Here is a 22435-nt window from a genome sequence, read left to right on the forward strand (position 1 = left end):
CGGTGGGGCACGAGGGCCTTTCTGGTCGCCGGTGCAGATCTCGCAATCCACACCGAGCCAGAGGGCCCTCACCCATTTCAAGATCACACGTCAGTGATCGCTGTCACCAACCTCCGTGGACAGAACACCTAGGTGTGCTGCCCCGGGACGTCGGTGACGCGGCCGGCGAGTGGGTGGCCTCCGCTGCCGGACCGGACGCCGGACCGAGCCGGGCGGCGGCGTGTCCGGCAGCGACCGGCATGTGCCGCACCGGCGTTTCGCTGACAGGCCTGCCGGATCCGGCGTCCCGTGGAAGGGCGTCCACAACCGGCCGTGCGGGCTCGCGGCCATCGGCCGGCCGCCGCGACCAGTTTCGGTGCGCCCCTCCCGCACAGCTCGTGATGGGCGCTGCCGTCGCCCTCCGCGAAGCCCTGCACCTTCACGCAGGCGTCCGTGCCGGACGGCAGCGGTGCGACGGACTCGCCGTGATCGCCGCGCGGTTCCGGCAGCCGGGTGCCGGTGACCGCCGTCCAGAAGGAGTGGGCGGCGGCGAACCGATCCCTCGGGCGGTCGGTGAACGCGTAGGTCCACAGCACGGATTGGGTCATGGGGGTGAGCGTACGGCCGGTGGCCGCCCGCCCCTCGCTGTCAGCCGTCGCGGCGTTCCGAGAACCGCAGCAGGTTGCCCGAGGGGTCCCGGATCGCGCAGTCCCGGACTCCCCACGGCTGGTCCATCGGCTCCTGCAGCACGTCCCAGCCGGCCTCCTGCACGCGCCGGTAGAGCGCGTCGCAGTCCGCGGTGCTGAAGTTCACCCCGCGCAGCACGCCCTTCGCCAGCAGTCGCGCCATGGCCTCACGGTCGGCGGGGGAGAGGTCGGGGTCGGCGCCCGGCGGCTCCAGCACGATCTCCACGTCCGGCTGGAGCGGCGACGCCACGGTCACCCAGCGCATGTCCTCGAAGGACACGTCGTTGCGGACCTCCAGACCCAGCGCCTCCACATAGAAGGCGAGCGCCTTGTCGAAGTCGTCGACGGCGATGAAGCACTGCTTCAGTTTCACGTCCATGGCGGGGAACCTACCGGCGGCGTGGGCGCGTCAACCGGCGCGCCACGCAGGGCGGGACGTGCTCGCTCGCGGCGTGCGAACGGGCCCGGTAGGCGCTCGGGGTCTCCCCGACCAGCTCCGTGAAGCGGGAGCTGAACGAGCCGAGCGAGGTGCAGCCGACGGCGAGGCACACCTCGGTCACCGTCAGATCGCCGCGCCGCAGCAGCGTCTTGGCGCGCTCGATACGCCGGGTCATGAGATAGCCGTACGGTGTCTCGCCGTAGGCCTCGCGGAAGCTGCGCTGGAAGTGGCCGGGGGACATCAGCGCCGTCCGGGCCAGCGTGGCGATGTCCAGCGGCTCGGCGTACTCGCGGTCCATCCGGTCCCGGGCCCTCCGCAGCCGAACCAGATCCTCGGTGGTGGTCGTCACCCCCTCAGAATGACACGAGCACGGAAAAGGGCCCCGCCGTCGTGCGGCGGGGCCCCTGCCCGGGGAACGGGCGGCTTGCGATGGTGCACCGATCGCGGGACCGCCCGAGAAGGCGCGAGGATCAAGCCTTCTTGGTCTCCCAGAAGATCTTGTCGATCTCGGCGATCAGCTCCAGGGCCTTCTCACCCGTCTTCGGGTCCGTGGAGGCCTTGGCGGCCGACAGGGCCTTCAGGGTGTCGTTGACCAGCTGGTGCAGCTGCGGGTACTTCTCGAAGTGCGGGGCCTTGAAGTAGTCGCTCCAGAGCACGGAGACGTGGTGCTTCGCCAGCTCGGCGCGCTGCTCCTTGATGACCGTGGCACGAGCCTGGAAGTGCGGGTCGTCGTTGGCGGCCATCTTCTCCTGGACGGCCTTCACGGACTCCGCCTCGATGCGGGCCTGGGCCGGGTCGTACACACCGCAGGGCAGGTCGCAGTGTGCGCTGACCTTGACCTTGGGGGCAAACAGGCGGGAAAGCATGGAGCATTCCTTCCTCGTGATCGTCTTCTCAGGTGGGACATTACTCCCTGCGGGACGGGTTTTCGCGAGTGCCCCCTTGGGCTTAGGACAAAAGTCCAGGGTGAGACTGAGACTGGTGGAGGAACGGACCGGGAGGTGCCGGGGATGCCGGAGCTGTCGCAGGAGACCGAGCGGAGCAGGGCCGTACTGCCCTTCGGGCTGGCCGAGGTGACCGGGCCGTCGATGGTCCCCACGCTGTACCACGGGGACCGGCTGCTGGTGCAGTACGGCGCCCGGATCAGGCCCGGTGACGTCATCGTCCTGCGCCACCCCTTCCAGCAGGACCTGCTGATCGTGAAGCGGGCCGTGGAGCTGCGCGAGGGCGGCTGGTGGGTGCTCGGCGACAACCCCTGGGCCGGCGGCGACAGCACCGACTACGGCGTCGTGCCCGAGGAACTGGTCCTCGGCCGGGTCCGCTTCCGGTACCGGCCGGCCAAGCCCGGTCAGCGCTCCCCGCTGGCCGTGCTGCGCTGGGCGTTCTCCGCGGCCAGGCCGGTCCTCGCGGACCGGTCGGCGGCCTCCAGGCGTTTGCGGGCCCGGTAGGCGGCCACGTTGGCGCGGGTGGCGCAGCGGTCGGAGCAGTACCGCCGGGAGCGGTTGGTGGAGGTGTCCAGGTAGGCGTTGCGGCACGGTGCCGCCTCGCACAGGCCGAGCCGGTCCACGCCGTACTCGGTGAGATGGAAGGCGAGGCCCATCGCCGCGATGGCCGCGTAGCCCGCGGTCGCGTTGGAGGGGTGGTCCGCGAGATGCATGTGCCACAGCGGGCGGCCGTCGTCGTCGCGGTGGTCGTGCCCGGAGATCTGCGGACTGACCGGGAACTCCAGCAGCAGCGCGTTGAGCAGGTCCACCGCGCGGGCCTCGTCGCCCTCGTCGGCGGCCTGGAACACCGCGCGCAGCCGAGCGCGGACCGAGCGGAACCGGGTCACGTCCGCGTCCGTGGCGCGGCGGGCCGCCGAGGCGTTGGCGCCGAACAGCTCACGGACGGCCTCGACCGAGGTCAGGGCGTCCGTCCCCCGGCTCGGTTCCTCGCTGTTGACGAGCCGGACGGCGTAATCCGAGTAATAGGCCAGTTCCACTTGTAGTCCTTACGGAGGCGCTCTATCGTCGTCGTGCGGGCGGTCGGTAACAGCTGGTCGTGCTTTCAGGGTATTACTCGGCCGGGTGATGCGGACCGTGCCGTGCGGGCGTCGACCGGGACACCGCCCGGGGTTCCCGCCGGGCCCGCGACCCAGGTGCTTCCCGCGATGCCCGCATTCCCGCGCGGGCCGTCCACGTCAGGAGGAGTTCCATGGCGGACAGCGACACCACCGCACCCGGCACCACCACCGACTGGGCCGCCTGGCAGCGCAGCTGGGACCGGCAGCAGGAGTGGTACATGCCCGACCGGGAGGACCGCTTCCGCATCATGCTCGACACCGTCGAGACCTTCGTCGGTTCCGAACCGCGCGTCCTCGACCTCGCCTGCGGCACCGGCAGCATCACCGCCCGCCTGCTCGACCGCTTCCCCGACGCCGTCAGCACCGGCGTCGACCTCGACCCCGCCCTGCTCACCATCGCCCGCGGCACCTTCGCCGGCGACGACCGCGTCACCCTCGTCGAGGCCGACCTCACCGACCCGGACTGGCCGAGCAGGCTGCCGTACGACACGTACGACGCCGTCCTCACCGCCACGGCCCTCCACTGGCTGCGCAAGGGCCCGCTGACGGGCCTCTACGGACAGATCGCGGACCTCGTCCGCCATGGCGGTGTCTTCCTCAACGCCGACCACATGATCGACGACACCACCCCCCGGATCAACGCCGCCGTGGCGATCGGCGACCGCGCCCGCCGCGATCAGGCCATGCGCGACGGCGCCCTCGACTGGGCCGACTGGTGGGCGCTCGCCGCCCAGGACCCCGTCCTCGCCGCACCCACCTCCCGCCGCTTCGAGATCTACGGCGCCCACGCCGACGGCGAGATGCCCTCCGCCGCCTGGCACGCGCGCGTGCTGCGCGAGAAGGGCTTCGCCGAGGCCCGCCCGGTGTGGGCGTCCCCGTCGGACACCCTCCTCCTCGCGCTCAAATAGCCCCGCAGGACGGCACGCGGGGCGCACGGCGGCCTCAGCGGCGGCGCAGCAGCCCCGTCACCGACCGCAGCTCCTCCACCCGCAGCGCCGGGCCACCCCCACGAACACCACCGTGAACAGCGCCCCGCCCCCGGCCGACGCCGCCCAGCCGTCCCAGCAGCACGGCCGCCACCGCCCAGTCGGCCGCCGCGGCCACCCCCGGCGCCGTACACAACCGGACATATGTACGACGCACCCGCGCCCCGTCCAGATCACCGCCGAGCCGCCCGCGCAGCCGCCGCCACGCCACCACGACCCCCACCGCGAACGCCGGCCCGTACGAGGCCGAGATGCCCGCCACCCACGCAGCGCGCCGGCACGCCCAGCAGCCGCACCCCCTCCGGGGAGACCCCCGCCGGGTCCAGACGGGCCCGCACCAGGTGCGGAACGGACACCGCGTTCAGCGCGCCCCCGCCGACCAGGACATAGATCATCGTCGGCAGGGTGTTCTGGCGACCTGGTACGTGTCGTTGAGCGTGCTCACGCCGATCGCCGCGGCCATCACGAGCGTGCGCAGGAACCCCGTGATCCGGGAGACGACGGTCCCCGCCGCCATCAGCGCGGACGACCAGAAGCCCGCCCTCCGGCGAACTGCGCTGCGGAGCACGGGTGTTCGGGGCTGCGGGGGCGCTGGTCACCGCGCCGAGCACACCGATCACACAAGGGCGGGCCCCCTCCGGGAGTACCGGAGAGGGCCCGCCTCGCGCTGCGCTGCCGGTGCGGTCAGAGCACCTTCGACAGGAACGACTTGGTGCGCTCGTGCTGCGGGTTCGTCAGCACCTCGCGCGGATGACCGGCCTCGACCACCACACCGCCGTCCATGAACACCAGGCTGTCGCCGACCTCACGCGCGAAGCCCATCTCGTGCGTCACGACGATCATCGTCATGCCGGACTCGGCGAGGTCCCGCATCACGTCCAGCACCTCGCCCACCAGCTCCGGGTCGAGCGCCGACGTCGGCTCGTCGAACAGCATCAGCTTCGGCTCCATCGCCAGCGCCCGCGCGATCGCGACACGCTGCTGCTGACCGCCGGAGAGCTGCGCCGGGTAGTGGCCCGTGCGGTCGCCCAGACCCACACGGTCCAGCAGGCGCTGCGCGCGCTCCCGGGCCACGGCCTTCGACTCCCGCTTGACCTGGACCGGCGCCTCCATGACGTTCTCCAGAGCCGTCATGTGCGGGAAGAGGTTGAAGCGCTGGAACACCATGCCGATGTCCCGCCGCTGCGCCGCGACCTCCTTCTCCTTCAGCTCGTAGAGCTTGTCGCCCTTCTGCCGGTAGCCGACCAGCTCGCCGTCGACCCACAGCCGGCCGGCGCTGATCTTCTCCAGGTGGTTGATGCACCGCAGGAAGGTGGACTTGCCGGAACCGGACGGGCCGATCAGGCAGAACACCTCACGCGGGTTCACCTCCAGGTCGATGCCCTTGAGGATGTGGGCGAGACCGAAGGACTTGTGCACGCCCTCGGCGCGGACCATCGGGTGACCGCCGGCGCTCTTGGCCATGTCCTTGACGATGTCGGTCATCGGGTCACCTCCGGGCGGCGGAACGACGTGAACGCGCGGAGGTTCTTGCGCAGGCGCTGCAACGGTGTCGGCGGCAGGCTGTGCGTGGAGCCCCGGGCGTAACGACGCTCCAGGTAGTACTGGCCGACGCTGAAGACGCTGGTGAGGAGCAGGTACCAGATCGACGCGACGAAGTACATCTCCACGACCGCCAGCGAGGTGCTGGAGACGTCCTGGGCCCGTTTGATCAGTTCGTTGAACTGCACCGCGTACGCCAGCGACGAGGTCTTCAGCATGTTGATGAACTCGTTGCCGGTCGGCGGCACGATCACCCGCATCGCCTGCGGGAGGATCACCCGGCGCAGGGTCTTGCCCTGCGTCATGCCGAGCGCGTGCGAGGCCTCGGTCTGGCCGACGTCGACCGACTGGATGCCCGCGCGCACGATCTCCGACATGTACGCGGCCTCGTTCAGGCCGAGACCCAGCAGCGCCGCCAGGAACGGCGTCATGACCTGGTTCATCTCGTCCTTGTAGAACCCCAGGTTCAGCACGGGGAACACGAGGGAGAGGTTGTACCAGAGCAGCAGCTGGACCAGGACCGGCGTGCCGCGGAAGAACCACACGTAGAACCAGGCGACCGTGCTGGTGACGGGGTTCGACGACATCCGCATCACGGCGAGGATCACGCCCAGCACGAGGCCGAGCAGCATCGCGAGCACCGAGATGTACAGCGTGTGCCACGCACCCGACAGGATCGTCGCGTCGGTGACGTAGTCCGGGATGATGTCGTAGTTGATGTTGGCGTTGGAGAAGGCGATGACGATCAGCACGACGATCGCGATGACCGCGGCGCCCGCCACCCAGCGGCCGTAGTGGCGGACCGGGATCGCCTTGATCTGCTCCGGCGGCACCGACGGTGCCGGAGCCTTGTCGACAGTGTCAGTCACAGTGACTGCCTTTCAGTGAAACGCGCGAGGCAGGTCAGGAACCGCCGTTGATCTTCGCCTCGGTCACGCCACCGTCCGTGACGTTCCACTTCTCCAGGATCTTCTGGTACTCGCCGTTCTTGATGATGGCGTCCAGGGCCTCCTTGATGGCGTCACGCAGCTGGGTGTTCTCCTTGCTGACGCCGATGCCGTACGGGCCGGCCTCGACCTGCTCGCCGACGACCTCGAAGTCGTTGCCGCCGCCGGAGGTCTTCGCGTTGTACGCCGCGACCGGGAAGTCGTTGAGGTCGGCGACCGACGCGCCCTGCTTCAGGCGGAGCAGCGCCTCCGGGTCGGTGTCGAAGGTCTGCAGCTCGATGGCCTTCTTGCCGTCCTTGGTGCACTTCTCGCTCTGGGCCTTGGCGATGCCCTCGGACGTGGTGCCCTTCTGCAGGGCGACGACCTTGCCGCACAGGTCGTCGAGGGACTTGATGCCCTTCGGGTTGCCCTTCTGGACGAGGATCGAGGTGCCCGCGGTGAAGTAGTCGACGAAGTCCAGACCCTTGCCGACCTTCTTGCCGGTGTCGGAGTCGACGCCCTCCTGGCGGTCCTTCGTGTCGTTCATCGCCGACATGATGACGTTGAACCGGTTCGACTGCAGGCCGACGATGAGCTGGTCGAACTTGCCGTTCTGGAAGTCGAACTTCACGCCCAGCTGCTTGCCGAGGGCGTCGGCGATGTCCGGGTCGATACCGGTGGCCTTGCCGCTCTGCATGAACTCGACCGGCGGGTACGCGATGTCGGAGCCCACCTTGATCACGCCGGCCTTGCGGATGTCCGCCGGGAGCTTGTCGGCCAGGGGGGCGCTGGACGAGGCGGTGTCCGAGCCGCTGTCGTTGCCGCTGTCCGTCTGGTCACCGCAGCCGGTGAGAAGCAGAGCGCCTGCGACCGCGATCGAGCCGACCGCTGCCAGCCGGGAGCGCGCTGCGGTCGTACGACGGGTGGAGCTTGCGGTCATGGTGGTTCCTCCGGCGGATGGGTGGAGTGCCGATGGTGTCTCGGCAGTGCCGATGGGTCGACGAGAACACACACCTTCGGGTGTCGCGACCTCGTGTGATTACGGCATCTTGCCATTCGGACTCGCGCATTCAGGTGACTCGCAATGTCAAAATCGGATAACGGGACTCACCCGAACCCCATCACTCCGGTACATCACGACCGCATGTTCTGCGGTGAGCTGGGCTTTTGACCGGAAGATCTTCGGCCTGTCTCGGGATGCGGTCGGATGCGATCGACCTTGATCGAATGCTTGAGTGGTGATCGCGGACTTGTCCAGGGGTTGTCCGGACAGCCCGTCATGAGTGATCTCACGTCATGGCGCTGACGTGTGACCTTCACGTTATGGACTCGTCGGCGGCCCCTTCCGTCAGGTAAGAAGGTTCTTTACACCCCTCATCCGGGGCTCAGGACGCGTGTGCGGCGCGTCCGTCGCGTGCGATCCGTGCTCATCGCGAAACCGGGTCGTACGCGGTGCCCGCCCGCCCCTCACCAGGGGCGGTACCAAACCCTCAAACAATGAACAATTAAGGGGTAAAGACAAGTGGCAGCGGAGATCGTCAACTCTCGCAGCGAGGACAAAACGGATCTGGAGGGCGGTGCGGAGCCCCTCGATTCCTTCGACCCCGTGTTCGCCCTGCACCGCGGCGGCAAGATGGCCGTGCAGGCCACCGTGCCCGTCCGTGACAAGGACGACCTGTCCCTCGCGTACACCCCCGGCGTCGCTCGCGTGTGCACCGCGATCGCGGAACAGCCGGACCTCGTCAACGACTACACCTGGAAGTCGTCCGTCGTCGCCGTCGTCACCGACGGCACGGCCGTCCTGGGCCTCGGCGACATCGGCCCCGAGGCCTCCCTCCCCGTCATGGAGGGCAAGGCCATCCTCTTCAAGCAGTTCGGCGGCGTCGACGCCGTCCCGATCGCGCTGAACTGCACCGACGCCGACGAGATCGTCGAGACCGTGGTGCGTCTCGCTCCCTCGTTCGGCGGCATCAACCTGGAGGACATCTCCGCGCCCCGCTGCTTCGAGATCGAACGCAAGCTCCAGGAACGCCTCGACATCCCCGTCTTCCACGACGACCAGCACGGCACCGCCGTCGTGACCCTGGCCGCCCTGCGGAACGCCGCGCGGCTCAGCGGGCGGGAGATCTCCCAGCTCCGCGCCGTCATCTCCGGCGCCGGCGCCGCGGGCGTCGCCATCGCGAAGATGCTGGTCGAGGCCGGGATCGGGGACGTCGCCGTCGCCGACCGCAAGGGCATCGTCTCCGCCGACCGCGGCGACCTCACCGACGTCAAGCGGGAGCTGGCCGCCTTCACCAACAAGGCCGGGATCAGCGGCACCCTGGAGGAGGCGCTGGCCGGGGCCGACGTCTTCATCGGCGTCTCCGGCGGCACGGTCGCGGAATCCGCCGTCGCCTCGATGGCCGAGGGCGCGTTCGTGTTCGCCATGGCCAACCCGAACCCGGAGGTGCATCCCGAGATCGCCCACAAGTACGCGGCCGTCGTCGCGACCGGGCGGTCCGACTTCCCCAACCAGATCAACAACGTGCTGGCCTTCCCCGGGATCTTCGCCGGGGCGCTACAGGTGCGGGCCACGCGGATCACGGAGGGGATGAAGATCGCGGCGGCCGAGGCGCTGGCTTCGGTCGTCGGGGACGACCTCGCCGCCGACTATGTGATTCCGTCGCCGTTCGACGAGCGGGTCGCTCCGGCCGTGACCGCGGCGGTGGCTGCGGCTGCTCGGGCCGAGGGGGTTGCTCGACGGTGACGCTGGCGCTGGTGTCGGCGTGAGTTTTTCGGCCCCGCCCGGGATGTGAGGGCGGGGCCGAAATCTTTACCTTTCGGTTGCGCCGGGTGGGTGAGGTGGGGTGGGGTGCGTATGCCTTTTTCGCGCAGTTCCCCGCGGCCCTGTTGGGTGCCTGGGGCATCGTTTTTCACCTGTGGGCCGGTGGGGGTTCTCGCGCAGTGGCCCGCGGCCCTTGTTTTGGCTGGGCCACCGTTTCCACCTGCGGGCCGGTGGGTGGCGCTTCGCGCAGTTCCCCGCGCCGCTGGGGTCACCTGCGGGCCGGTGGGGGTTCTCGCGCAGTTCCCCGCGCCCATTTTCCCCGCGGGCCGGTGGGGCTGGTCGCGCAGTTCCCCGCGCCCCTGTTTCGGCGGGGCCATCGGGTCCACCTGCGGGCCGGTGGGGGGTTCTTGCGCGGTTCCCCGCGCCCCTGAGTGCCTGCGGCGGCCTGTGTCTGTGGCTGTGGGTGCGTGGTTGCGGTTGCGCCTGCTGGCGGTGGGTGGGTCGGGTGCGTGCCGGGGGGTGTCCGTCCTCGGTGCGGCGCTCTGTGCCTCAGGTTCGTGCCGGGAGTTTTCGCCGCACGCTGCGGGCGGGCACCCCCCGGCACGCCCCCTTCCCGCCGCGGGCGGCTGCGGGCCGCCGACGGCCGAGGTCCACGGGCCGACCCCGGTGCGAGCGGTCGGGGCGCAGGGCGGTTTGCCCACCCGGCAGCGGCGAGGGCCGGGGGGCGCATGCCGACGTAGCCCTCACCCGGGCCGGGTGACGCCGGGGCGCTGCATGCGGTGGGCAACAGGGCGTGTGTCACAGTGGCTGTTGGTTCCTTCGGCGGGGGCGTACGCCTATCGTCGGCTGCATGTTTGCCGTCTACGCCGCCCGTATCGACCGTGACCAGCCGCTGAACGGTCTGGAGTTGGGGGATCGCCCCGCCCCGCAGGCCCGTGAGGGATGGAGCGTCGTCGATGTGAAGGCCGCTTCCCTCAACCACCACGACCTGTGGTCCCTGCGTGGCGTCGGCCTCCCGGAGGACCGGCTGCCGATGATCCTCGGCTGTGACGCCGCCGGCGTCGACGAGGACGGCAACGAGGTCGTCCTGCACTCCGTGATCGGCCAGAGCGGTCACGGCGTCGGCCCCCGCGAGCCCCGGTCGATCCTGACCGAGCGTTACCAGGGCACGTTCGCCGAGCAGGTCGCCGTGCCCACGTGGAACATCCTGCCCAAGCCGAAGGAGCTGTCGTTCGAGGAGGCCGCCTGTCTGCCGACCGCCTGGCTGACGGCGTACCGGATGCTGTTCACCAACGCCGGTGTCCGCCCCGGGGATTCGGTGCTGGTGCAAGGCGCCGGCGGCGGTGTCGCCACGGCGGCGATCGTGCTGGGCAAGGCCGCCGGGCTGCGGGTGTTCGCCACCAGCCGTGACGAGGCCAAGCGGAAGCGGGCCGTCGAACTGGGCGCCGTCGAGGCCGTGGAGCCGGGCGCCCGGCTGCCGCAGCGGGTCGACGCGGTGATCGAGACCGTGGGCGCGGCGACCTGGTCGCACTCGGTGAAGTCGCTGCGGCCCGGCGGCACGCTGGTCATCTCCGGCGCCACCAGCGGCGACCGGCCCTCGCACGCCGAACTCACGAGGATCTTCTTCCTGGAGCTGAAGGTCGTCGGGTCGACCATGGGCACCAAGGACGAGCTGGAGGATCTGCTGGCGTTCTGCGCGGCCACCGGGGTGCGGCCGGTCATCGACGACGTACTGCCGATGGACCGGGCGCGGGAGGGCTTCGAGCGGATGGCCTCCGGCGAGCTGTTCGGGAAGATCGTTCTGCGTAACGCCTGAGGGACGGCGTCGGTACCGGGGCGGGCCCTTCGCGGGCCCGCCTTTTCGTGCGACCTGTTCGTCAACTTGGGTTGACAGAGGGTTGATGTCAACCTATGTTGACATCATGACTGAGGCGACGAATCTCGCCGAGCGCGCCGGTGATCGCGACCCGCGGGTCGGGCTGCGTGCCGTTGCCGCCTTGCGTCGGCTGCTCGAGCAGCTGGAGGCGGTGCAGGTGCGCAGCGCGCGCAATCAGGGCTGGTCGTGGCAGGAGATCGCGGCCGAGCTGGGTGTCAGCAGGCAGGCCGTGCACAAGAAGTACGGGAGGCGTTGATGTTCGAGCGGTTCACGGAACAGGCCCGCGCTGTCGTCACGGAGGCGTGCGCGCATGCGGAGAGCGACGGCACCCGGGTCGTGGGGGCGGATCATCTGCTGCTCGCGCTGATGGACCGGGAGGCGAGCCGGGCGTCCTTCGCGTTGACCGCCCTGGGGGCCACCGGGCACCGGGAGGAGGTACGGCGGGCGCTGCGGGACGCGCGCAGGCGGGCCGGGCTGTCCCAGGCCGAGACGGAGGCCCTCGCCGGGCTGGGAATCGACGTGGAGGCGATCGTCGCCCGGGTGGAGGAGGCGCACGGCGTCGGGGCGATGTCCGGCGACCGCGGCTGGTGGTCCAGGGTGTCGCGCCGGCCGTCCTTCGGCAGGGAGGCCAAGACCGTGCTGGAGAAGTCGCTGAGGATGGCGCTCGCCCGCCGCGACCGGCACATCGGCGACGAGCATCTGCTGCTCGCCCTCACCGTGCTGCCCGGCGTCGCCGGCGAGGTCCTCGCCGACCACGGGGTGACGTACGAGTCGGTGTGCCGCGTGCTGTACGGCGGGGGAGAGGCGAAGGCCGGCTGAACCGGCCCTCGCTCACGGCTGCCGGGTGCGCAGCAGCGCGCCGATGTGGGCGGCGGCCGTCGACAGATGGCGGCGGGCGTCACGCAGCTGGTCGGCCGTGACGCCGTGGTCGCGGGCCGCATCCCGGATGTCGTCCCGGAACCGGTCCAGCAGCCGGTCCAGATCGCGGGCCGGATCCCCGGTGGGGGACTCATGGGCCCAGGCCGGTTCGTATGCGACGGGGAACTCCTCCGACGGGTACGTGTACTCGGGTGCCGTCGCGTGCTCGGTGTGACCACTGCGGTCGCGGCCGAAGTCCTTGCCGAACTCCGTGAACTCCTTGGCCAGTTCGGCCAGGCCCTCCTTCAGGCCCGTGGGCCAGTCGCCGCGCGCGAAATGGTCCTGCACCTGCTCCTGCACCCGGCGCGCTATGCGCTGTAGCTCCTCCTGGGCCTGCGCCCGGGCGCGCTCCTGCGCCTCCTTGGCCTGTCGGCGGGCCCGCTGGGCCTCCTCGCGGGCGCGGCGGCTCTCGTCCTTGGCCCGCCGGGCCTGCTCCTTCCACTCCTGCTTGGCGCGGCGCATCTCCTCCTTCGCGACACGCCAGGCTTCCTTGTCGTCGTACTCCCCGAATTCGGTCCCGGCGGTGCGGGCCTTGCCGGCCGCGGCGCGCATCTCGCGCCGCAGATCACCGGCGGCGCCGCGGACGTCCGCCCGGATCTCGGCGGCGAGTTCGGCGACGGACTCGCGGATCTCCAGTTCCAGATCGGCCAGTTCACCGCTGCGGTCGGCGAGTTCGGCGCGGCCCGCGTCCGTGATCGAGTACACCTTCCGGCCGCCCTCGGTGGTGTGGGTGACCAGACCCTCCGCTTCCAGTTTGGCCAGACGCGGATACACGGTGCCCGCCGAGGGCGCGTACAGCCCCTGGAAACGCTCCTCCAGGAGGCGGATCACCTCGTAGCCGTGGCGCGGCGCCTCGTCCAGAAGCTTCAGCAGGTAGAGACGGAGGCGGCCGTGGGCGAAGACGGGGGGCATGTCAGAGCACCTTCTTGTCGGTCGTGCCGTCGGCCGGGGCGGACGCGCCCTCGTCCCGGCCGGAGACGGAATTGTCCCCCGCCGCCGCGGGTGCTCCTGCCGCGGGGCCGCCGGGCGGTGGCGTCTCCCACGGTCCGCCGTCCAGCGGCGGGCGGCGCAGCAGGGCGATCGAGCCGGAGACGGTCGTCGCCTTCAGCCGCCCGCTGCCCGTGCCGAGCCGGCCCGTGATCCGCTTGGCGCCCCACTGGCCGCCCACCCGGAGGTCCTCGAACGCGTTGGTGACCGTCCCGCTCGCCGTGTTCGCCTCCACCCGGGTGTCCGCCGGGTGCGGCAGCCTGATCGCGATCTCACCGGACACGCTGGTCAGGGCGACGTCGGTGGGGCCGCCCGCCGGGTCCAGGTCGACGATCATCGAGCCGCTCACCGAGTCCGCCCGTACACCCGGCCCGGCGCCGTCCACCATGGTCAGGTCGCCGGAGACGGAGTTGAACCGCAGATCGCCGCTGAGGGCCTGCGCCTCCACACTGCCCGAGACGGTGTCGGCGCGGACCGGGCCGCCCAGCCGCACCAGCGTCGTGTCGCCGGAGACACCCTTGACGTCGGTCGGGCCGTCGATGCCGGAGACCATGGCGGTGGCGCTGACCACCCCCACCTCCACCCGGGTGCCGGACGGCACGGCGAGGGAGACGACCGCGCTGCGCCGCCAGCCCTTGCGGTCGAGCCACTTCAGGAAGCCCTTCCAGGGCAGGTCCTCGTAGGCCACCGTCAGCGTGCCGTCCTCGTGCGTCACGATCAGGGGCGGGCCTTCCAGCCGGGAGACCTCCAGACGGGCCGGGCCGCCGGTTCTGCCGACCACGTTGACCGTGCCGTTGACGATGCGCACATGCAGGGCGCGCACCGGCTCGTCGAACGTGAGCTTGCTCGGTTCGGCGACGGACCACTCGGACATGGTGCAGACCTCCTCGACCGGCCGGCCGCCCCCCCACGGGACCGACGGGCACGCCACGACACGCCATATCGCGTCTTCTGCTCTTCACGATATATCGCGGACAGGGGAAGTCAAGGGGTGGGCGGGCCACTCGATCCGGTGATCCGGCGACGCGCAGCGGGCGGACGGGACGGCGCCCCGGCAGGCCCCGGACGCCGGGGATCGGCCGGTCGCACTCGGCATACCCTGGGGAACAGACCCCAGGGGCCTGGCCGGTCCCGTCCGTACGCAGGAGCGAGAGTTGTACTTCACCGACCGAGGCATCGAGGAACTGGAGAAGCGGCGCGGCGAGGAGGAGGTCACCTTCGAGTGGCTCGCCGAGCAACTGCGCACGTTCGTCGACCTGAACCCGGACTTCGAGGTGCCCGTCGAACGGCTGGCGACCTGGCTGGCCCGGCTCGACGACGAGGACGACGAGTAGCCCGGCCGGGACCGTGACGCTCCCGCCGCCCGCAGGCGGGCGCCCGGGCCATCCCCGGGCCTCCACGGCCTCAAGGGCCTCAGGGGCCCCCAGGGCCTCAAGGGCGCCCGCGCCGCCGTACGCAGGCCCGCCCCGCCCCGTACGCCCGTCGAGGGCCCGTACGCCGCGCACGGCCCCGTAGCGCCGTATCACCCGCACCACGCACACCGAAGGGCCCGTCCCCAGGTCTCACGACCCCGGGACGGGCCCTTCGCGTACCGCTGGTGAGGCCTACGCCTCGAACACCTCACGGACCAGCTGCTCCTGCTCGGCCTGGTGCCGCTTCGCGGAACCCACGGCCGGGGACGAGGAGTGCGGGCGGGAGATGCGGCGCAGCCGCTCGCCCGGCGGGATGTCCGCGCCGACCGCCAGGTCCAGGTGGTCGATCAGGTTGAGCGCGATGAACGGCCACGCACCCTGGTTCGCCGGCTCCTCCTGGGCCCACAGGTACTTCTCGGCGTTCGGGTACTTCTTGATCTCCGCCTGGAGCTCGGCACCCGGCAGCGGGTACAGCCGCTCGATACGGATGATCGCTGTGTCGGTCACACCGCGCTTCTTCCGCTCCGCCTCCAGGTCGTAGTAGACCTTGCCGGCGCAGAAGACGACCTTGCGCACCGCGGCCGGGTCGACCGTGCTGTCGCCGATGACCGGGCGGAACTGGCCGCTCGTGAACTCCTCCGCCTTCGACGCGGCGGCCTTCAGACGCAGCATCGACTTCGGGGTGAAGACGACCAGCGGCTTGTGGTGCGGGTTGTGCACCTGCCACCGCAGGAGGTGGAAGTAGTTCGACGGCGAGGTCGGCATGGCCACCGTCATGTTGTTCTGCGCGCACAGCTGAAGGAACCGCTCCGGGCGGGCCGAGGAGTGGTCCGGGCCCTGGCCCTCGTAGCCGTGCGGCAGCAGCAGGACGACGCCGGAGGTCTGGCCCCACTTCTGCTCGGCGGAGGAGATGAACTCGTCGACGACGGTCTGCGCGCCGTTGACGAAGTCACCGAACTGGGCCTCCCACAGCACGAGCGCGTCCGGGCGGGCCAGCGAGTAGCCGTACTCGAAGCCCATGGCCGCGTACTCGGACAGCAGGGAGTTGTACACGTTGAGCCGCGCCTGGTCCTCGGAGAGGTACTGGAGCGGCGTGTACTCCTCGCCGGTGTTGCGGTCGATGATCACCGCGTGCCGCTGGCCGAAGGTGCCGCGCTGGGAGTCCTGGCCGGCCAGGCGGACCGGCACACCCTCCAGCAGCAGCGAACCGAAGGCCAGGGTCTCGCCCATGCCCCAGTCGATCGTGCCGTCCTCGACCATCGCCGCGCGGCGCTGCAACTGCGGCAGCAGACGCGGGTGCACGGTGATGTTGTCGGGGATGTTGACCTGGGACTCGGCGATCCGCTTGACGACCTCCGAGGAGACCGCGGTCGGCACCGCGACCGGGAAGCCGTCCTGCGGGGCCTGGACGTCGCCGGGCACCGGCTGCGAGGTGGCCTCGCGGACCTCGGTGAAGACCTTCTCCAGCTGGCCCTGGTAGTCCTGCAGCGCCTGCTCGGCCTCTTCCAGGGTGATGTCGCCGCGACCGATCAGGGACTCGGTGTACAGCTTGCGCACCGAGCGCTTCTTGTCGATCAGGTCGTACATCAGCGGCTGCGTGAAGGCCGGGTTGTCCGACTCGTTGTGACCGCGGCGGCGGTAGCAGATGAGGTCGATCACCACGTCCTTGTTGAACGCCTGACGGAACTCGAAGGCGAGCCGCGCGACGCGGACCACGGCCTCCGGGTCGTCGCCGTTCACGTGGAAGATCGGCGCCTCGATCATGCGGGCCACGTCCGTCGCGTACATCGAGGAACGCGAGGACTCGGGGGCCGCGGTGAAGCCGACCTGGTTGTTGATGACGATGTGGACCGTGCCGCCGGTGCGGTAGCCGCGCAGCTGCGACATGTTCAGGGTCTCGGCCACCACGCCCTGGCCCGCGAAGGCCGCGTCGCCGTGGATCGCCACCGGCAGGACCGTGAAGTCCGTACCGCCCTTGTTGATGATGTCCTGCTTGGCGCGGGCGACGCCTTCCAGGACCGGGTCGACCGCCTCCAGGTGGGAGGGGTTGGCGACCAGGGAGACCTTGATCTGCTCGCCGTCCAGGCCGGTGAAGGTGCCCTCGGCGCCCAGGTGGTACTTCACGTCGCCGGAGCCGTGCATCGACTTCGGGTCGAGGTTGCCCTCGAACTCGCGGAAGATCTGCGCGTACGACTTGCCGACGATGTTCGCGAGCACGTTGAGACGGCCGCGGTGGGCCATGCCGATGACGACCTCGTCCAGACGGGACTCGGCCGCGGAGTCGATCACCGCGTCGAGCAGCGGGATGACGGACTCGCCGCCCTCCAGCGAGAACCGCTTCTGGCCGACGTACTTCGTCTGCAGGAACGTCTCGAACGCTTCGGCCGCGTTCAGGCGGCGCAGGATCCGCAGCTGCTCCTCGCGCTCCATCTTGGAGTGCGGGCGCTCCACGCGGTCCTGGATCCACTTGCGCTGCTTCGGGTCCTGGATGTGCATGAACTCGATGCCGGTGGTGCGGCAGTACGAGTCGCGCAGCACGCCGAGGATGTCGCGCAGCTTCATCATCGACTTGCCGGCGAAGCCGCCGACGGCGAACTCGCGCTCCAGGTCCCACAGGGTGAGGCCGTGCTCGACGATGTCCAGGTCGGGGTGCTTGCGCTGCTTGTACTCCAGCGGGTCGGTGTCGGCCATGACGTGGCCGCGGACCCGGTAGGAGTGGATCAGCTCGAAGACACGGGCGGCCTTGGTGACGTCGTCGTCGTGGGAGGCGTCGATGTCCTTGAGCCAGCGGACCGGCTCGTAGGGGATGCGCAGCGCCTCGAAGATCTCGTCGTAGAAGCCGTTCTCGCCGAGCAGCAGGTTGGCGACCTGGCGCAGGAACTCGCCGGAGGCGGCGCCCTGGATGACCCGGTGGTCGTAGGTCGACGTGAGCGTCATGACCTTCGAGATGCCGAGCTTGTTCAGGGTGTCCTGGCTGGTGCCCTGGAACTCCGCCGGGTAGTCCATGGAGCCGACGCCCATGATCACCGACTGGCCGGGCATCAGCCGCGGCACGGAGTGCACGGTGCCGAGGCCGCCCGGGTTGGTCAGAGAGACGGTGACACCGGTGAAGTCGTCCATCGTCAGCTTGTTGTCGCGGGCGCGACGGACGATGTCCTCGTAGGCCTGCCAGAACTCGAAGAAGTTCAGCGTCTCGGCCTTCTTGATCGCCGCGACGACGAGCTGGCGGTCGCCGTTCGGCTTGACCAGGTCGATCGCGAGACCGAGGTTGACGTGCTCCGGCTTGACCAGGGTGGGCTTGCCGTCCTTGAGCTGGTACGACCAGTTCATCGACGGCATGGCCTTGATGGCCTGCACCATCGCGTACCCGATGAGGTGCGTGAAGGAGATCTTCCCGCCGCGGGCGCGCTTGAGGTGGTTGTTGATGACGATGCGGTTGTCGAACAGCAGCTTCACCGGGACCGCGCGCACCGAGGTGGCGGTCGGCATCTCCAGCGAGGCGTCCATGTTCTTGGCGACCGCGGCGGACGGGCCGCGCAGCGTCACCAGCTCGGGGCCGGCCGGGGCCTCCCCGGCGGGCTCCGCCTTCGCCTTCGGCTGAGCGGGCGCCTGTGCGGGACGCGCCGGCTGGGCCGGGGCGGCGGCGGGCTTCGCGGCCGGCGCGGGCGCGGCGGCGGCCGGAGCGGCGGGTTGCGCCGGAGCGGCCGGGGCGGCCTGCGGGGCCGGCACCTGGGGCGTCTGGGAGGTGGTCTCTGCGGCCCCCGCGGCCGCAGTACCCGCCGCAGCCGGGGCACCCGGCTTGTAATCGGCGAAGAAGTCCCACCAGGCGCGGTCTACCGAATTCGGGTCCTGGAGGTACTGCTGATAGATCTCGTCGACGAGCCACTCGTTGGCACCGAACGCGGCAGCGGGGTTCTTGCCCGCTTGGTCCGCGTCGGTCGCAGGGGCGCTCGAGTTACTGGGGGACTGTGGCGACACGGCGGCAACCGCCCTCTTCCGCTTCACAAGGTGATGGACAGCGGGAATAAAGGCTACGCCTCCCGGAGGGGGAAGGTCAGGTCGGGCCGGTTGATCGTCGCGTAAGTCACATCGCGGGGTGGGTTTCGCCGCTGGAAATGGCGGGAAACAAGCGTGGTTCCGGTGTGGAGCGCCGGCCTCGGGATACGGCGACACAGGCCCTGCACGCACTGCGTACGGGCCTGTGCCCGATCGCACGGGCCGGCCGGACCGGACGCCAGTGGATCTTGGGGCTCCGGTCCGGACCCTACGTCAATGCGACGGGGATGTCTCTCCCGGAAGGGTGACAAGAATCCGGCAACCCCGATCGCTTTCGGCCACGCCGATCCGCCCGCCGTGCAGATCCACCGCCCAGCGCGCGATCGCCAGCCCCAGCCCGGTGCCGCCGTCGCTGCCCGGACCGTGCGGACGGGCCACGACCCCACGGTTGAACCGCTCGAACACGCGGTGCCACTGGGACTTCGGAATGCCCGGCCCCTCGTCGAGGACCTCCAGCCGCAGCGACCGCGGCCCGTCACCGCACCGCGCCCGCACCGTCACCCGGCCGTGCGGCGGGCTGTGCTTGACCGCGTTGTCGATGAGATTCGCCACGACCTGGTGGATCCGCTCCGGATCGGCGTACGCGGTCAGGTCCAGCGGATCCACGTCCAGCCGCAGATGGACGTCCGTACGGGTGTGACTGCCGGAGCCGGAGGCCATGCCGCCGCGCGCCGACGCGACCATCTGGGCCTCCTTGAGGACGCCCGACAGATACGGCCACACCTCGAAACGCCGCTTCCTCAGCGGCACCACCCCGTTGTCCAGCCGGGACAGGTCCAGCAGCGTCTCCACCAGCCGGCCCAGCCGCTCGGTCTGCTTCAGCGCCGTGCGCATCGTCTCCGGGTCCGCCTCGGCGATCCCGTCGACCACGTTCTCCAGCACCGCCCGCAGACCCGCGATCGGGGTGCGCAGCTCGTGCGAGACGTTCGCCACCAGCTCCTTGCGCTGCCGGTCCTGCGCCTCCAGCTCGTCCGCCATCGCGTTGATCGTCTGGGCCAGATCACCCAGCTCGTCCCGGCGGTTCTCCCGCACCCGGCGGGTGTAGTCGCCGTGCGCGATCGAGCGGGCGACCGTGTTCATCTCGTCCAGCGGATTCGTCAGCGAATGCGCCACGAACTGCGTGATCAGCAGCGTCGCCACCATGGAGAAGACCATGATGAAGCGCAGCTCGGTGTTGGTGTGCACCGCGATCATCGACAGACCGGTGGTGATCAGCACCGAGACGACGACGAGGACGACCAGCTTCGTCTTGATCGAGAACGGGCGCACGCTGCCCCAGGGCTCCCCGGGACCGCCCCGTGGCGCGGGCCCGCCGCTCACGGCGCCGGGGTCTCCAGCGCGTACCCCACACCGTGCACGGTACGGATCCGCTCCGCGCCGATCTTCCGGCGCAGCGCCTTGATGTGGCTGTCGACGGTACGGGTGCCCGAGGCGTCCGCCCAGTCCCACACCTCCGCCAGCAGCTGCTCACGGGAGAGCACCGCGCGCGGCGTGTTGGCCAGGCACACCAGCAGGTCGAACTCGGTGGGCGTCAGATGGACGTCCTCCGACTTCACCCGCACCCGGCGCTGCGCGTGGTCGATCTCCAGTTCGCCGAGGCGCAGGATGCCCGAGCGCGGTGTCGCCGCGGCCAGCGCCGCCCGCTCCACGCGGCGCAGCAGCACATGCACACGTGCCGCCAGCTCCCGCATGGAGAACGGCTTGGTCATGTAGTCGTCGGCGCCGACTCCGAGGCCCACCAGCATGTCGGTCTCGTCGTCGCGCGCGGTGAGCATCAGCACCGGCACCGGCCGCTGGGCCTGTACGCGCCGGCAGACCTCGAGGCCGTCGAAGCCGGGCAGCATGACGTCCAGGATCAGCAGATCCGGTTGCCAGGCCTCGGCGGTGTCGACGGCCGCCGGACCGTCGCCCGCGGTCTGCACGAGGAATCCCTCGGCACGCAGGCGGGCCGCGATGGCGTCGACGATCGTCTGGTCGTCCTCGACGACGAGCACCCGGCGCTGTGCGCCGGGGGTTGCCGTCGTCGTGGTGTGGGAGGTGTGTGTCTGCTCCATCGCCCGCCCCTGATGTGTGCTTTCCGGAACCCGTGGGGTGATTCCTTGACTGCGATTGACGCTTGAATGATCCGCGTCAGAGAAGCAGCGTACGGGGAGTCACCACGGCATTGCTATCCGGCCCGGACGCCGATGTGCACGACGTCGGGCACGCCTCGGGCAACGGGGATCTCTTCCGTACGCACCTGACGGAAGCCGACATTCCGCAAGGTTTGTTCAAATTCCAGGGACGGCTGCGCCGACCACACCGCGAGCACCCCACCGGGCGTCAACACCCTTGCGCAGCTTGCCAGTCCGCGCAGGTCGTAGAGGCCGCCGTTGTCCTCGGTGACGGTCCAGTCGGGGCCGTTGTCGATGTCCAGGCACAGCGCGTCGTACGTGTCGCATGTCTCATGCACGTACTCCACGAGGTCGGCCTCCAGGATCTCGGTGCGCGGGTCGGTGAGCGCCTCGCCGGTCAGTTCGGAGAGAGGGCCGGTGTGATGCCAGTCGATGACGGCGGGCTCCCGCTCCACCACGGTGATGCGGCCCCAGCGTGAATTCGCGGCTGCATGCGCCAGCGAGAACCCGACCCCCAGTCCGCCGATCAGTACGCGGGGTGCCGGGCGGTCGTCGAGCGCCTCCAGAGCCGCGTCGACCAGGCGTCTTTCGGAACGGCCGTCGGAGGTGTCCATCAGGAAACAGCCATTGGCGATGATCTGCAGCAGCGTGCCGTGACGCCGCAGCACGACCTCCCCCCACGGGCCCTCACGACGGTCCAGGACTACGGGAATGTCGTACGAGGTGGACATGGCGCCATCCTGACACCCGGCCGACGGCCGGCCGACGGAATTAAACGTGCGGGGCGTCGAGCGGGGGACGGGCGGGAGCCGTATGGGAGGTTCCTGAGAATCCCCGGCCATGTGGCGCAGGTCACAGACAGTGGGGCCGGTGGGGTCGTTGGGTGGGACGGGACGGAAGGAGCGGCTCACCGTGGACCGCACAGCTCCGGGCGGTACGGCCGCCCCGGCGACGGAGCCGGCTTCGACACCGGCCGGCCCGGCACCGGAGACCGCGCCGGGCCTGCTGGACGGCATCCCCCGGCAACGGGGGCCGGTGCGGGCCGCCCCCGCGCCCCCGGCGTGTCCGGCACCGCCGGCGACCGGGGTGCCCACCCGGGCCCGGACCGGCATCCCCTTCACCCTCGCCTACGGCGCCGTCCTCGCCGTGACCTCGCTGGTCGAGCGGTACGCCGATCCCGGTCTCGTGGACGCCCTCCACCGGGCCTCCAGCACCGATGTGGCCCACCTGATGGTGACGCCCGTGACGGTGCTGTTCGCGAGCGCGCTGTGGGTGGCGGGCGGCGTCCTGTCGCCGTACGCGCTGCTCTTCGTGATCGTCCTCGGCGCGCTGGAACGCAAGGCGGGCACACTGCGGGCCGCCGGCGTCTTCCTCACCGGGCATGTGCTGGCCACGCTCGCCACCGAGGTGCCGGTCGGGCTCGCCGTCCTCGCCGGGCAGCTGCCCGACAGCTCCCTGCACCGGCTGGACTACGGCATCAGCTTCGGCGTGGCCGCGGCGGCGGGGGCGCTGGCGGGACTGCTCACGCCGTGGCCGCGGCGGGCGCTGCTGCTGTTCTTCGCAGGCGTGACGGGCGAGGGTCTGCTGTCCTACACGGACCCCCTGACCAGCTGGGGCCACGCCATCGCCCTGGCCATCGGCATCACCCTCTGGCCCCACCTCCGCCGCCCACGCCCCGCCCCGTAACC

23 protein-coding genes and 1 pseudogene are annotated in these 22435 nt (G+C 70.5%); 8 read left to right on the plus strand and 16 right to left on the minus strand.

What is annotated here, in order from left to right; genetic code table 11:
* Positions 1-128: 128 nt before the first annotated feature.
* The 4 genes from MTQ10_RS10965 to sodN form a co-directional block, all read right to left on the minus strand.
* Positions 129-587, minus strand: a complete 459-nt coding sequence (locus tag MTQ10_RS10965) for a hypothetical protein (protein WP_247465334.1) — start codon at positions 585-587, stop codon at positions 129-131.
* 40 nt (positions 588-627) lie between these two features.
* Complete coding sequence (locus tag MTQ10_RS10970) at positions 628-1044, minus strand: VOC family protein (RefSeq protein WP_247465339.1); 417 nt, start codon at positions 1042-1044, stop codon at positions 628-630.
* 10 nt (positions 1045-1054) lie between these two features.
* On the minus strand, positions 1055-1402 hold the full coding sequence (locus MTQ10_RS10975) for a helix-turn-helix transcriptional regulator (protein WP_247465395.1): 348 nt from the start codon (positions 1400-1402) through the stop codon (positions 1055-1057).
* A gap of 172 nt (positions 1403-1574) precedes the next feature.
* Positions 1575-1970, minus strand: coding sequence for a superoxide dismutase, Ni (gene sodN / locus MTQ10_RS10980; RefSeq protein ID WP_110630477.1), 396 nt, complete (start codon positions 1968-1970; stop codon positions 1575-1577).
* A gap of 144 nt (positions 1971-2114) precedes the next feature.
* On the opposite strand from sodN, the gene sodX reads away from it, so the two are divergent.
* A complete protein-coding gene (gene sodX, locus MTQ10_RS10985) occupies positions 2115-2552 on the plus strand; it encodes a nickel-type superoxide dismutase maturation protease (RefSeq protein WP_247465342.1) in 438 nt (145 codons plus the stop codon).
* Here the strand turns inward: sodX and MTQ10_RS10990 are convergent.
* Positions 2453-3085 (minus strand): CGNR zinc finger domain-containing protein, encoded by a 633-nt coding sequence (locus MTQ10_RS10990; protein ID WP_247465346.1) that lies wholly within the window; start codon positions 3083-3085, stop codon positions 2453-2455. The two genes, sodX and MTQ10_RS10990, sit on opposite strands and share 100 nt — an antisense overlap.
* A 212-nt stretch (positions 3086-3297) precedes the next feature.
* Between MTQ10_RS10990 and MTQ10_RS10995 the strand changes: the two genes are divergently transcribed.
* A complete protein-coding gene (locus MTQ10_RS10995) occupies positions 3298-4074 on the plus strand; it encodes a class I SAM-dependent methyltransferase (protein WP_247465349.1) in 777 nt (258 codons plus the stop codon).
* A 34-nt stretch (positions 4075-4108) separates the two neighbouring features.
* On the opposite strand, the gene MTQ10_RS11000 is transcribed toward MTQ10_RS10995, so the two are convergent.
* From MTQ10_RS11000 to MTQ10_RS11020, 5 genes and pseudogenes are all read right to left on the minus strand, one after another.
* Positions 4109-4414, minus strand: a complete 306-nt coding sequence (locus MTQ10_RS11000; protein WP_247465399.1) for a hypothetical protein — start codon at positions 4412-4414, stop codon at positions 4109-4111.
* A 67-nt stretch (positions 4415-4481) separates the two neighbouring features.
* Positions 4482-4744 (minus strand): annotated as a pseudogene (locus MTQ10_RS11005) (lipid II flippase MurJ); the annotation flags it as partial.
* Between the two features lie 92 nt (positions 4745-4836).
* Positions 4837-5637, minus strand: coding sequence for an amino acid ABC transporter ATP-binding protein (locus MTQ10_RS11010; protein ID WP_282612043.1), 801 nt, complete (start codon positions 5635-5637; stop codon positions 4837-4839).
* Positions 5634-6563 (minus strand): amino acid ABC transporter permease, encoded by a 930-nt coding sequence (locus MTQ10_RS11015; RefSeq protein WP_247465351.1) that lies wholly within the window; start codon positions 6561-6563, stop codon positions 5634-5636. The genes MTQ10_RS11010 and MTQ10_RS11015 overlap by 4 nt, the downstream gene beginning before the upstream one ends.
* A 34-nt stretch (positions 6564-6597) precedes the next feature.
* Positions 6598-7560: an ABC transporter substrate-binding protein gene (locus tag MTQ10_RS11020; RefSeq protein WP_247465354.1), complete on the minus strand. Its 963-nt coding sequence runs from the start codon at positions 7558-7560 to the stop codon at positions 6598-6600.
* A gap of 582 nt (positions 7561-8142) precedes the next feature.
* Here MTQ10_RS11020 and MTQ10_RS11025 point away from each other — a divergent pair.
* The 4 genes from MTQ10_RS11025 to MTQ10_RS11040 all read left to right on the plus strand — a co-directional run bounded on the left by MTQ10_RS11025 (position 8143) and on the right by MTQ10_RS11040 (position 12079).
* Complete coding sequence (locus tag MTQ10_RS11025; RefSeq protein WP_247465356.1) at positions 8143-9366, plus strand: NAD(P)-dependent malic enzyme; 1224 nt, start codon at positions 8143-8145, stop codon at positions 9364-9366.
* Between the two features lie 868 nt (positions 9367-10234).
* Positions 10235-11200: a zinc-binding dehydrogenase gene (locus MTQ10_RS11030; protein WP_247465359.1), complete on the plus strand. Its 966-nt coding sequence runs from the start codon at positions 10235-10237 to the stop codon at positions 11198-11200.
* A 106-nt stretch (positions 11201-11306) separates the two neighbouring features.
* Entirely contained in the window at positions 11307-11516 is a 210-nt protein-coding gene (locus tag MTQ10_RS11035; RefSeq protein ID WP_247465362.1) for a helix-turn-helix domain-containing protein, read from the plus strand.
* Positions 11516-12079, plus strand: coding sequence for a Clp protease N-terminal domain-containing protein (locus MTQ10_RS11040; protein WP_247465365.1), 564 nt, complete (start codon positions 11516-11518; stop codon positions 12077-12079). The genes MTQ10_RS11035 and MTQ10_RS11040 overlap by 1 nt, the downstream gene beginning before the upstream one ends.
* A 12-nt stretch (positions 12080-12091) precedes the next feature.
* Here the strand turns inward: MTQ10_RS11040 and MTQ10_RS11045 are convergent, their stop codons facing one another.
* Positions 12092-13090, minus strand: a complete 999-nt coding sequence (locus MTQ10_RS11045; RefSeq protein ID WP_247465368.1) for a PadR family transcriptional regulator — start codon at positions 13088-13090, stop codon at positions 12092-12094.
* Between the two features lies 1 nt (position 13091).
* Entirely contained in the window at positions 13092-14039 is a 948-nt protein-coding gene (locus MTQ10_RS11050; protein WP_247465370.1) for a DUF4097 family beta strand repeat-containing protein, read from the minus strand.
* A 280-nt stretch (positions 14040-14319) separates the two neighbouring features.
* On the opposite strand from MTQ10_RS11050, the gene MTQ10_RS11055 reads away from it, so the two are divergent.
* Positions 14320-14499 (plus strand): DUF6104 family protein, encoded by a 180-nt coding sequence (locus MTQ10_RS11055; RefSeq protein WP_003992906.1) that lies wholly within the window; start codon positions 14320-14322, stop codon positions 14497-14499.
* A 270-nt stretch (positions 14500-14769) separates the two neighbouring features.
* Here the strand turns inward: MTQ10_RS11055 and MTQ10_RS11060 are convergent, their stop codons facing one another.
* The 4 genes from MTQ10_RS11060 to MTQ10_RS11075 form a co-directional block, all read right to left on the minus strand.
* The gene (locus tag MTQ10_RS11060; protein ID WP_247465373.1) at positions 14770-18555 is read right to left on the minus strand and encodes a multifunctional oxoglutarate decarboxylase/oxoglutarate dehydrogenase thiamine pyrophosphate-binding subunit/dihydrolipoyllysine-residue succinyltransferase subunit; all 3786 of its coding nucleotides are present in this window, start codon (positions 18553-18555) and stop codon (positions 14770-14772) included.
* A gap of 291 nt (positions 18556-18846) precedes the next feature.
* Positions 18847-19953 (minus strand): HAMP domain-containing sensor histidine kinase, encoded by a 1107-nt coding sequence (locus tag MTQ10_RS11065; protein WP_247465376.1) that lies wholly within the window; start codon positions 19951-19953, stop codon positions 18847-18849.
* Positions 19950-20687, minus strand: a complete 738-nt coding sequence (locus MTQ10_RS11070) for a response regulator transcription factor (protein WP_247465379.1) — start codon at positions 20685-20687, stop codon at positions 19950-19952. The genes MTQ10_RS11065 and MTQ10_RS11070 overlap by 4 nt, the downstream gene beginning before the upstream one ends.
* Before the next feature lie 113 nt (positions 20688-20800).
* Positions 20801-21478: a spermidine synthase gene (locus MTQ10_RS11075; protein WP_247465383.1), complete on the minus strand. Its 678-nt coding sequence runs from the start codon at positions 21476-21478 to the stop codon at positions 20801-20803.
* A 181-nt stretch (positions 21479-21659) separates the two neighbouring features.
* Between MTQ10_RS11075 and MTQ10_RS11080 the strand changes: the two genes are divergently transcribed.
* The gene (locus MTQ10_RS11080; RefSeq protein ID WP_247465387.1) at positions 21660-22433 is read left to right on the plus strand and encodes a rhomboid-like protein; all 774 of its coding nucleotides are present in this window, start codon (positions 21660-21662) and stop codon (positions 22431-22433) included.
* Positions 22434-22435 lie beyond the last annotated feature (2 nt).

This window comes from Streptomyces sp. XM83C (assembly GCF_023072675.1).
Taxonomy (GTDB): Bacteria; Actinomycetota; Actinomycetes; order Streptomycetales; family Streptomycetaceae; genus Streptomyces; species Streptomyces thermocoprophilus.

Excerpts from the sequence above, each read along its gene's own strand:
- MTQ10_RS10970 (WP_247465339.1), bottom strand. The coding sequence starts at position 1,044 with ATGGACGTGAAACTGAAGCAGTGCTTCATCGCCGTCGACGACTTCGAC.
- sodX (WP_247465342.1), top strand. The coding sequence starts at position 2,115 with ATGCCGGAGCTGTCGCAGGAGACCGAGCGGAGCAGGGCCGTACTGCCC.
- MTQ10_RS10995 (WP_247465349.1), top strand. The coding sequence starts at position 3,298 with ATGGCGGACAGCGACACCACCGCACCCGGCACCACCACCGACTGGGCC.
- MTQ10_RS10975 (WP_247465395.1), bottom strand. The coding sequence starts at position 1,402 with ATGGACCGCGAGTACGCCGAGCCGCTGGACATCGCCACGCTGGCCCGG.
- MTQ10_RS11070 (WP_247465379.1), bottom strand. The coding sequence starts at position 20,687 with ATGGAGCAGACACACACCTCCCACACCACGACGACGGCAACCCCCGGC.
- MTQ10_RS11035 (WP_247465362.1), top strand. The coding sequence starts at position 11,307 with ATGACTGAGGCGACGAATCTCGCCGAGCGCGCCGGTGATCGCGACCCG.
- MTQ10_RS11045 (WP_247465368.1), bottom strand. The coding sequence starts at position 13,090 with ATGCCCCCCGTCTTCGCCCACGGCCGCCTCCGTCTCTACCTGCTGAAG.
- MTQ10_RS11030 (WP_247465359.1), top strand. The coding sequence starts at position 10,235 with ATGTTTGCCGTCTACGCCGCCCGTATCGACCGTGACCAGCCGCTGAAC.
- MTQ10_RS11040 (WP_247465365.1), top strand. The coding sequence starts at position 11,516 with ATGTTCGAGCGGTTCACGGAACAGGCCCGCGCTGTCGTCACGGAGGCG.
- MTQ10_RS11050 (WP_247465370.1), bottom strand. The coding sequence starts at position 14,039 with ATGTCCGAGTGGTCCGTCGCCGAACCGAGCAAGCTCACGTTCGACGAG.
- MTQ10_RS11020 (WP_247465354.1), bottom strand. The coding sequence starts at position 7,560 with ATGACCGCAAGCTCCACCCGTCGTACGACCGCAGCGCGCTCCCGGCTG.
- MTQ10_RS11010 (WP_282612043.1), bottom strand. The coding sequence starts at position 5,637 with ATGACCGACATCGTCAAGGACATGGCCAAGAGCGCCGGCGGTCACCCG.
- MTQ10_RS11075 (WP_247465383.1), bottom strand. The coding sequence starts at position 21,478 with ATGTCCACCTCGTACGACATTCCCGTAGTCCTGGACCGTCGTGAGGGC.
- MTQ10_RS10965 (WP_247465334.1), bottom strand. The coding sequence starts at position 587 with ATGACCCAATCCGTGCTGTGGACCTACGCGTTCACCGACCGCCCGAGG.
- sodN (WP_110630477.1), bottom strand. The coding sequence starts at position 1,970 with ATGCTTTCCCGCCTGTTTGCCCCCAAGGTCAAGGTCAGCGCACACTGC.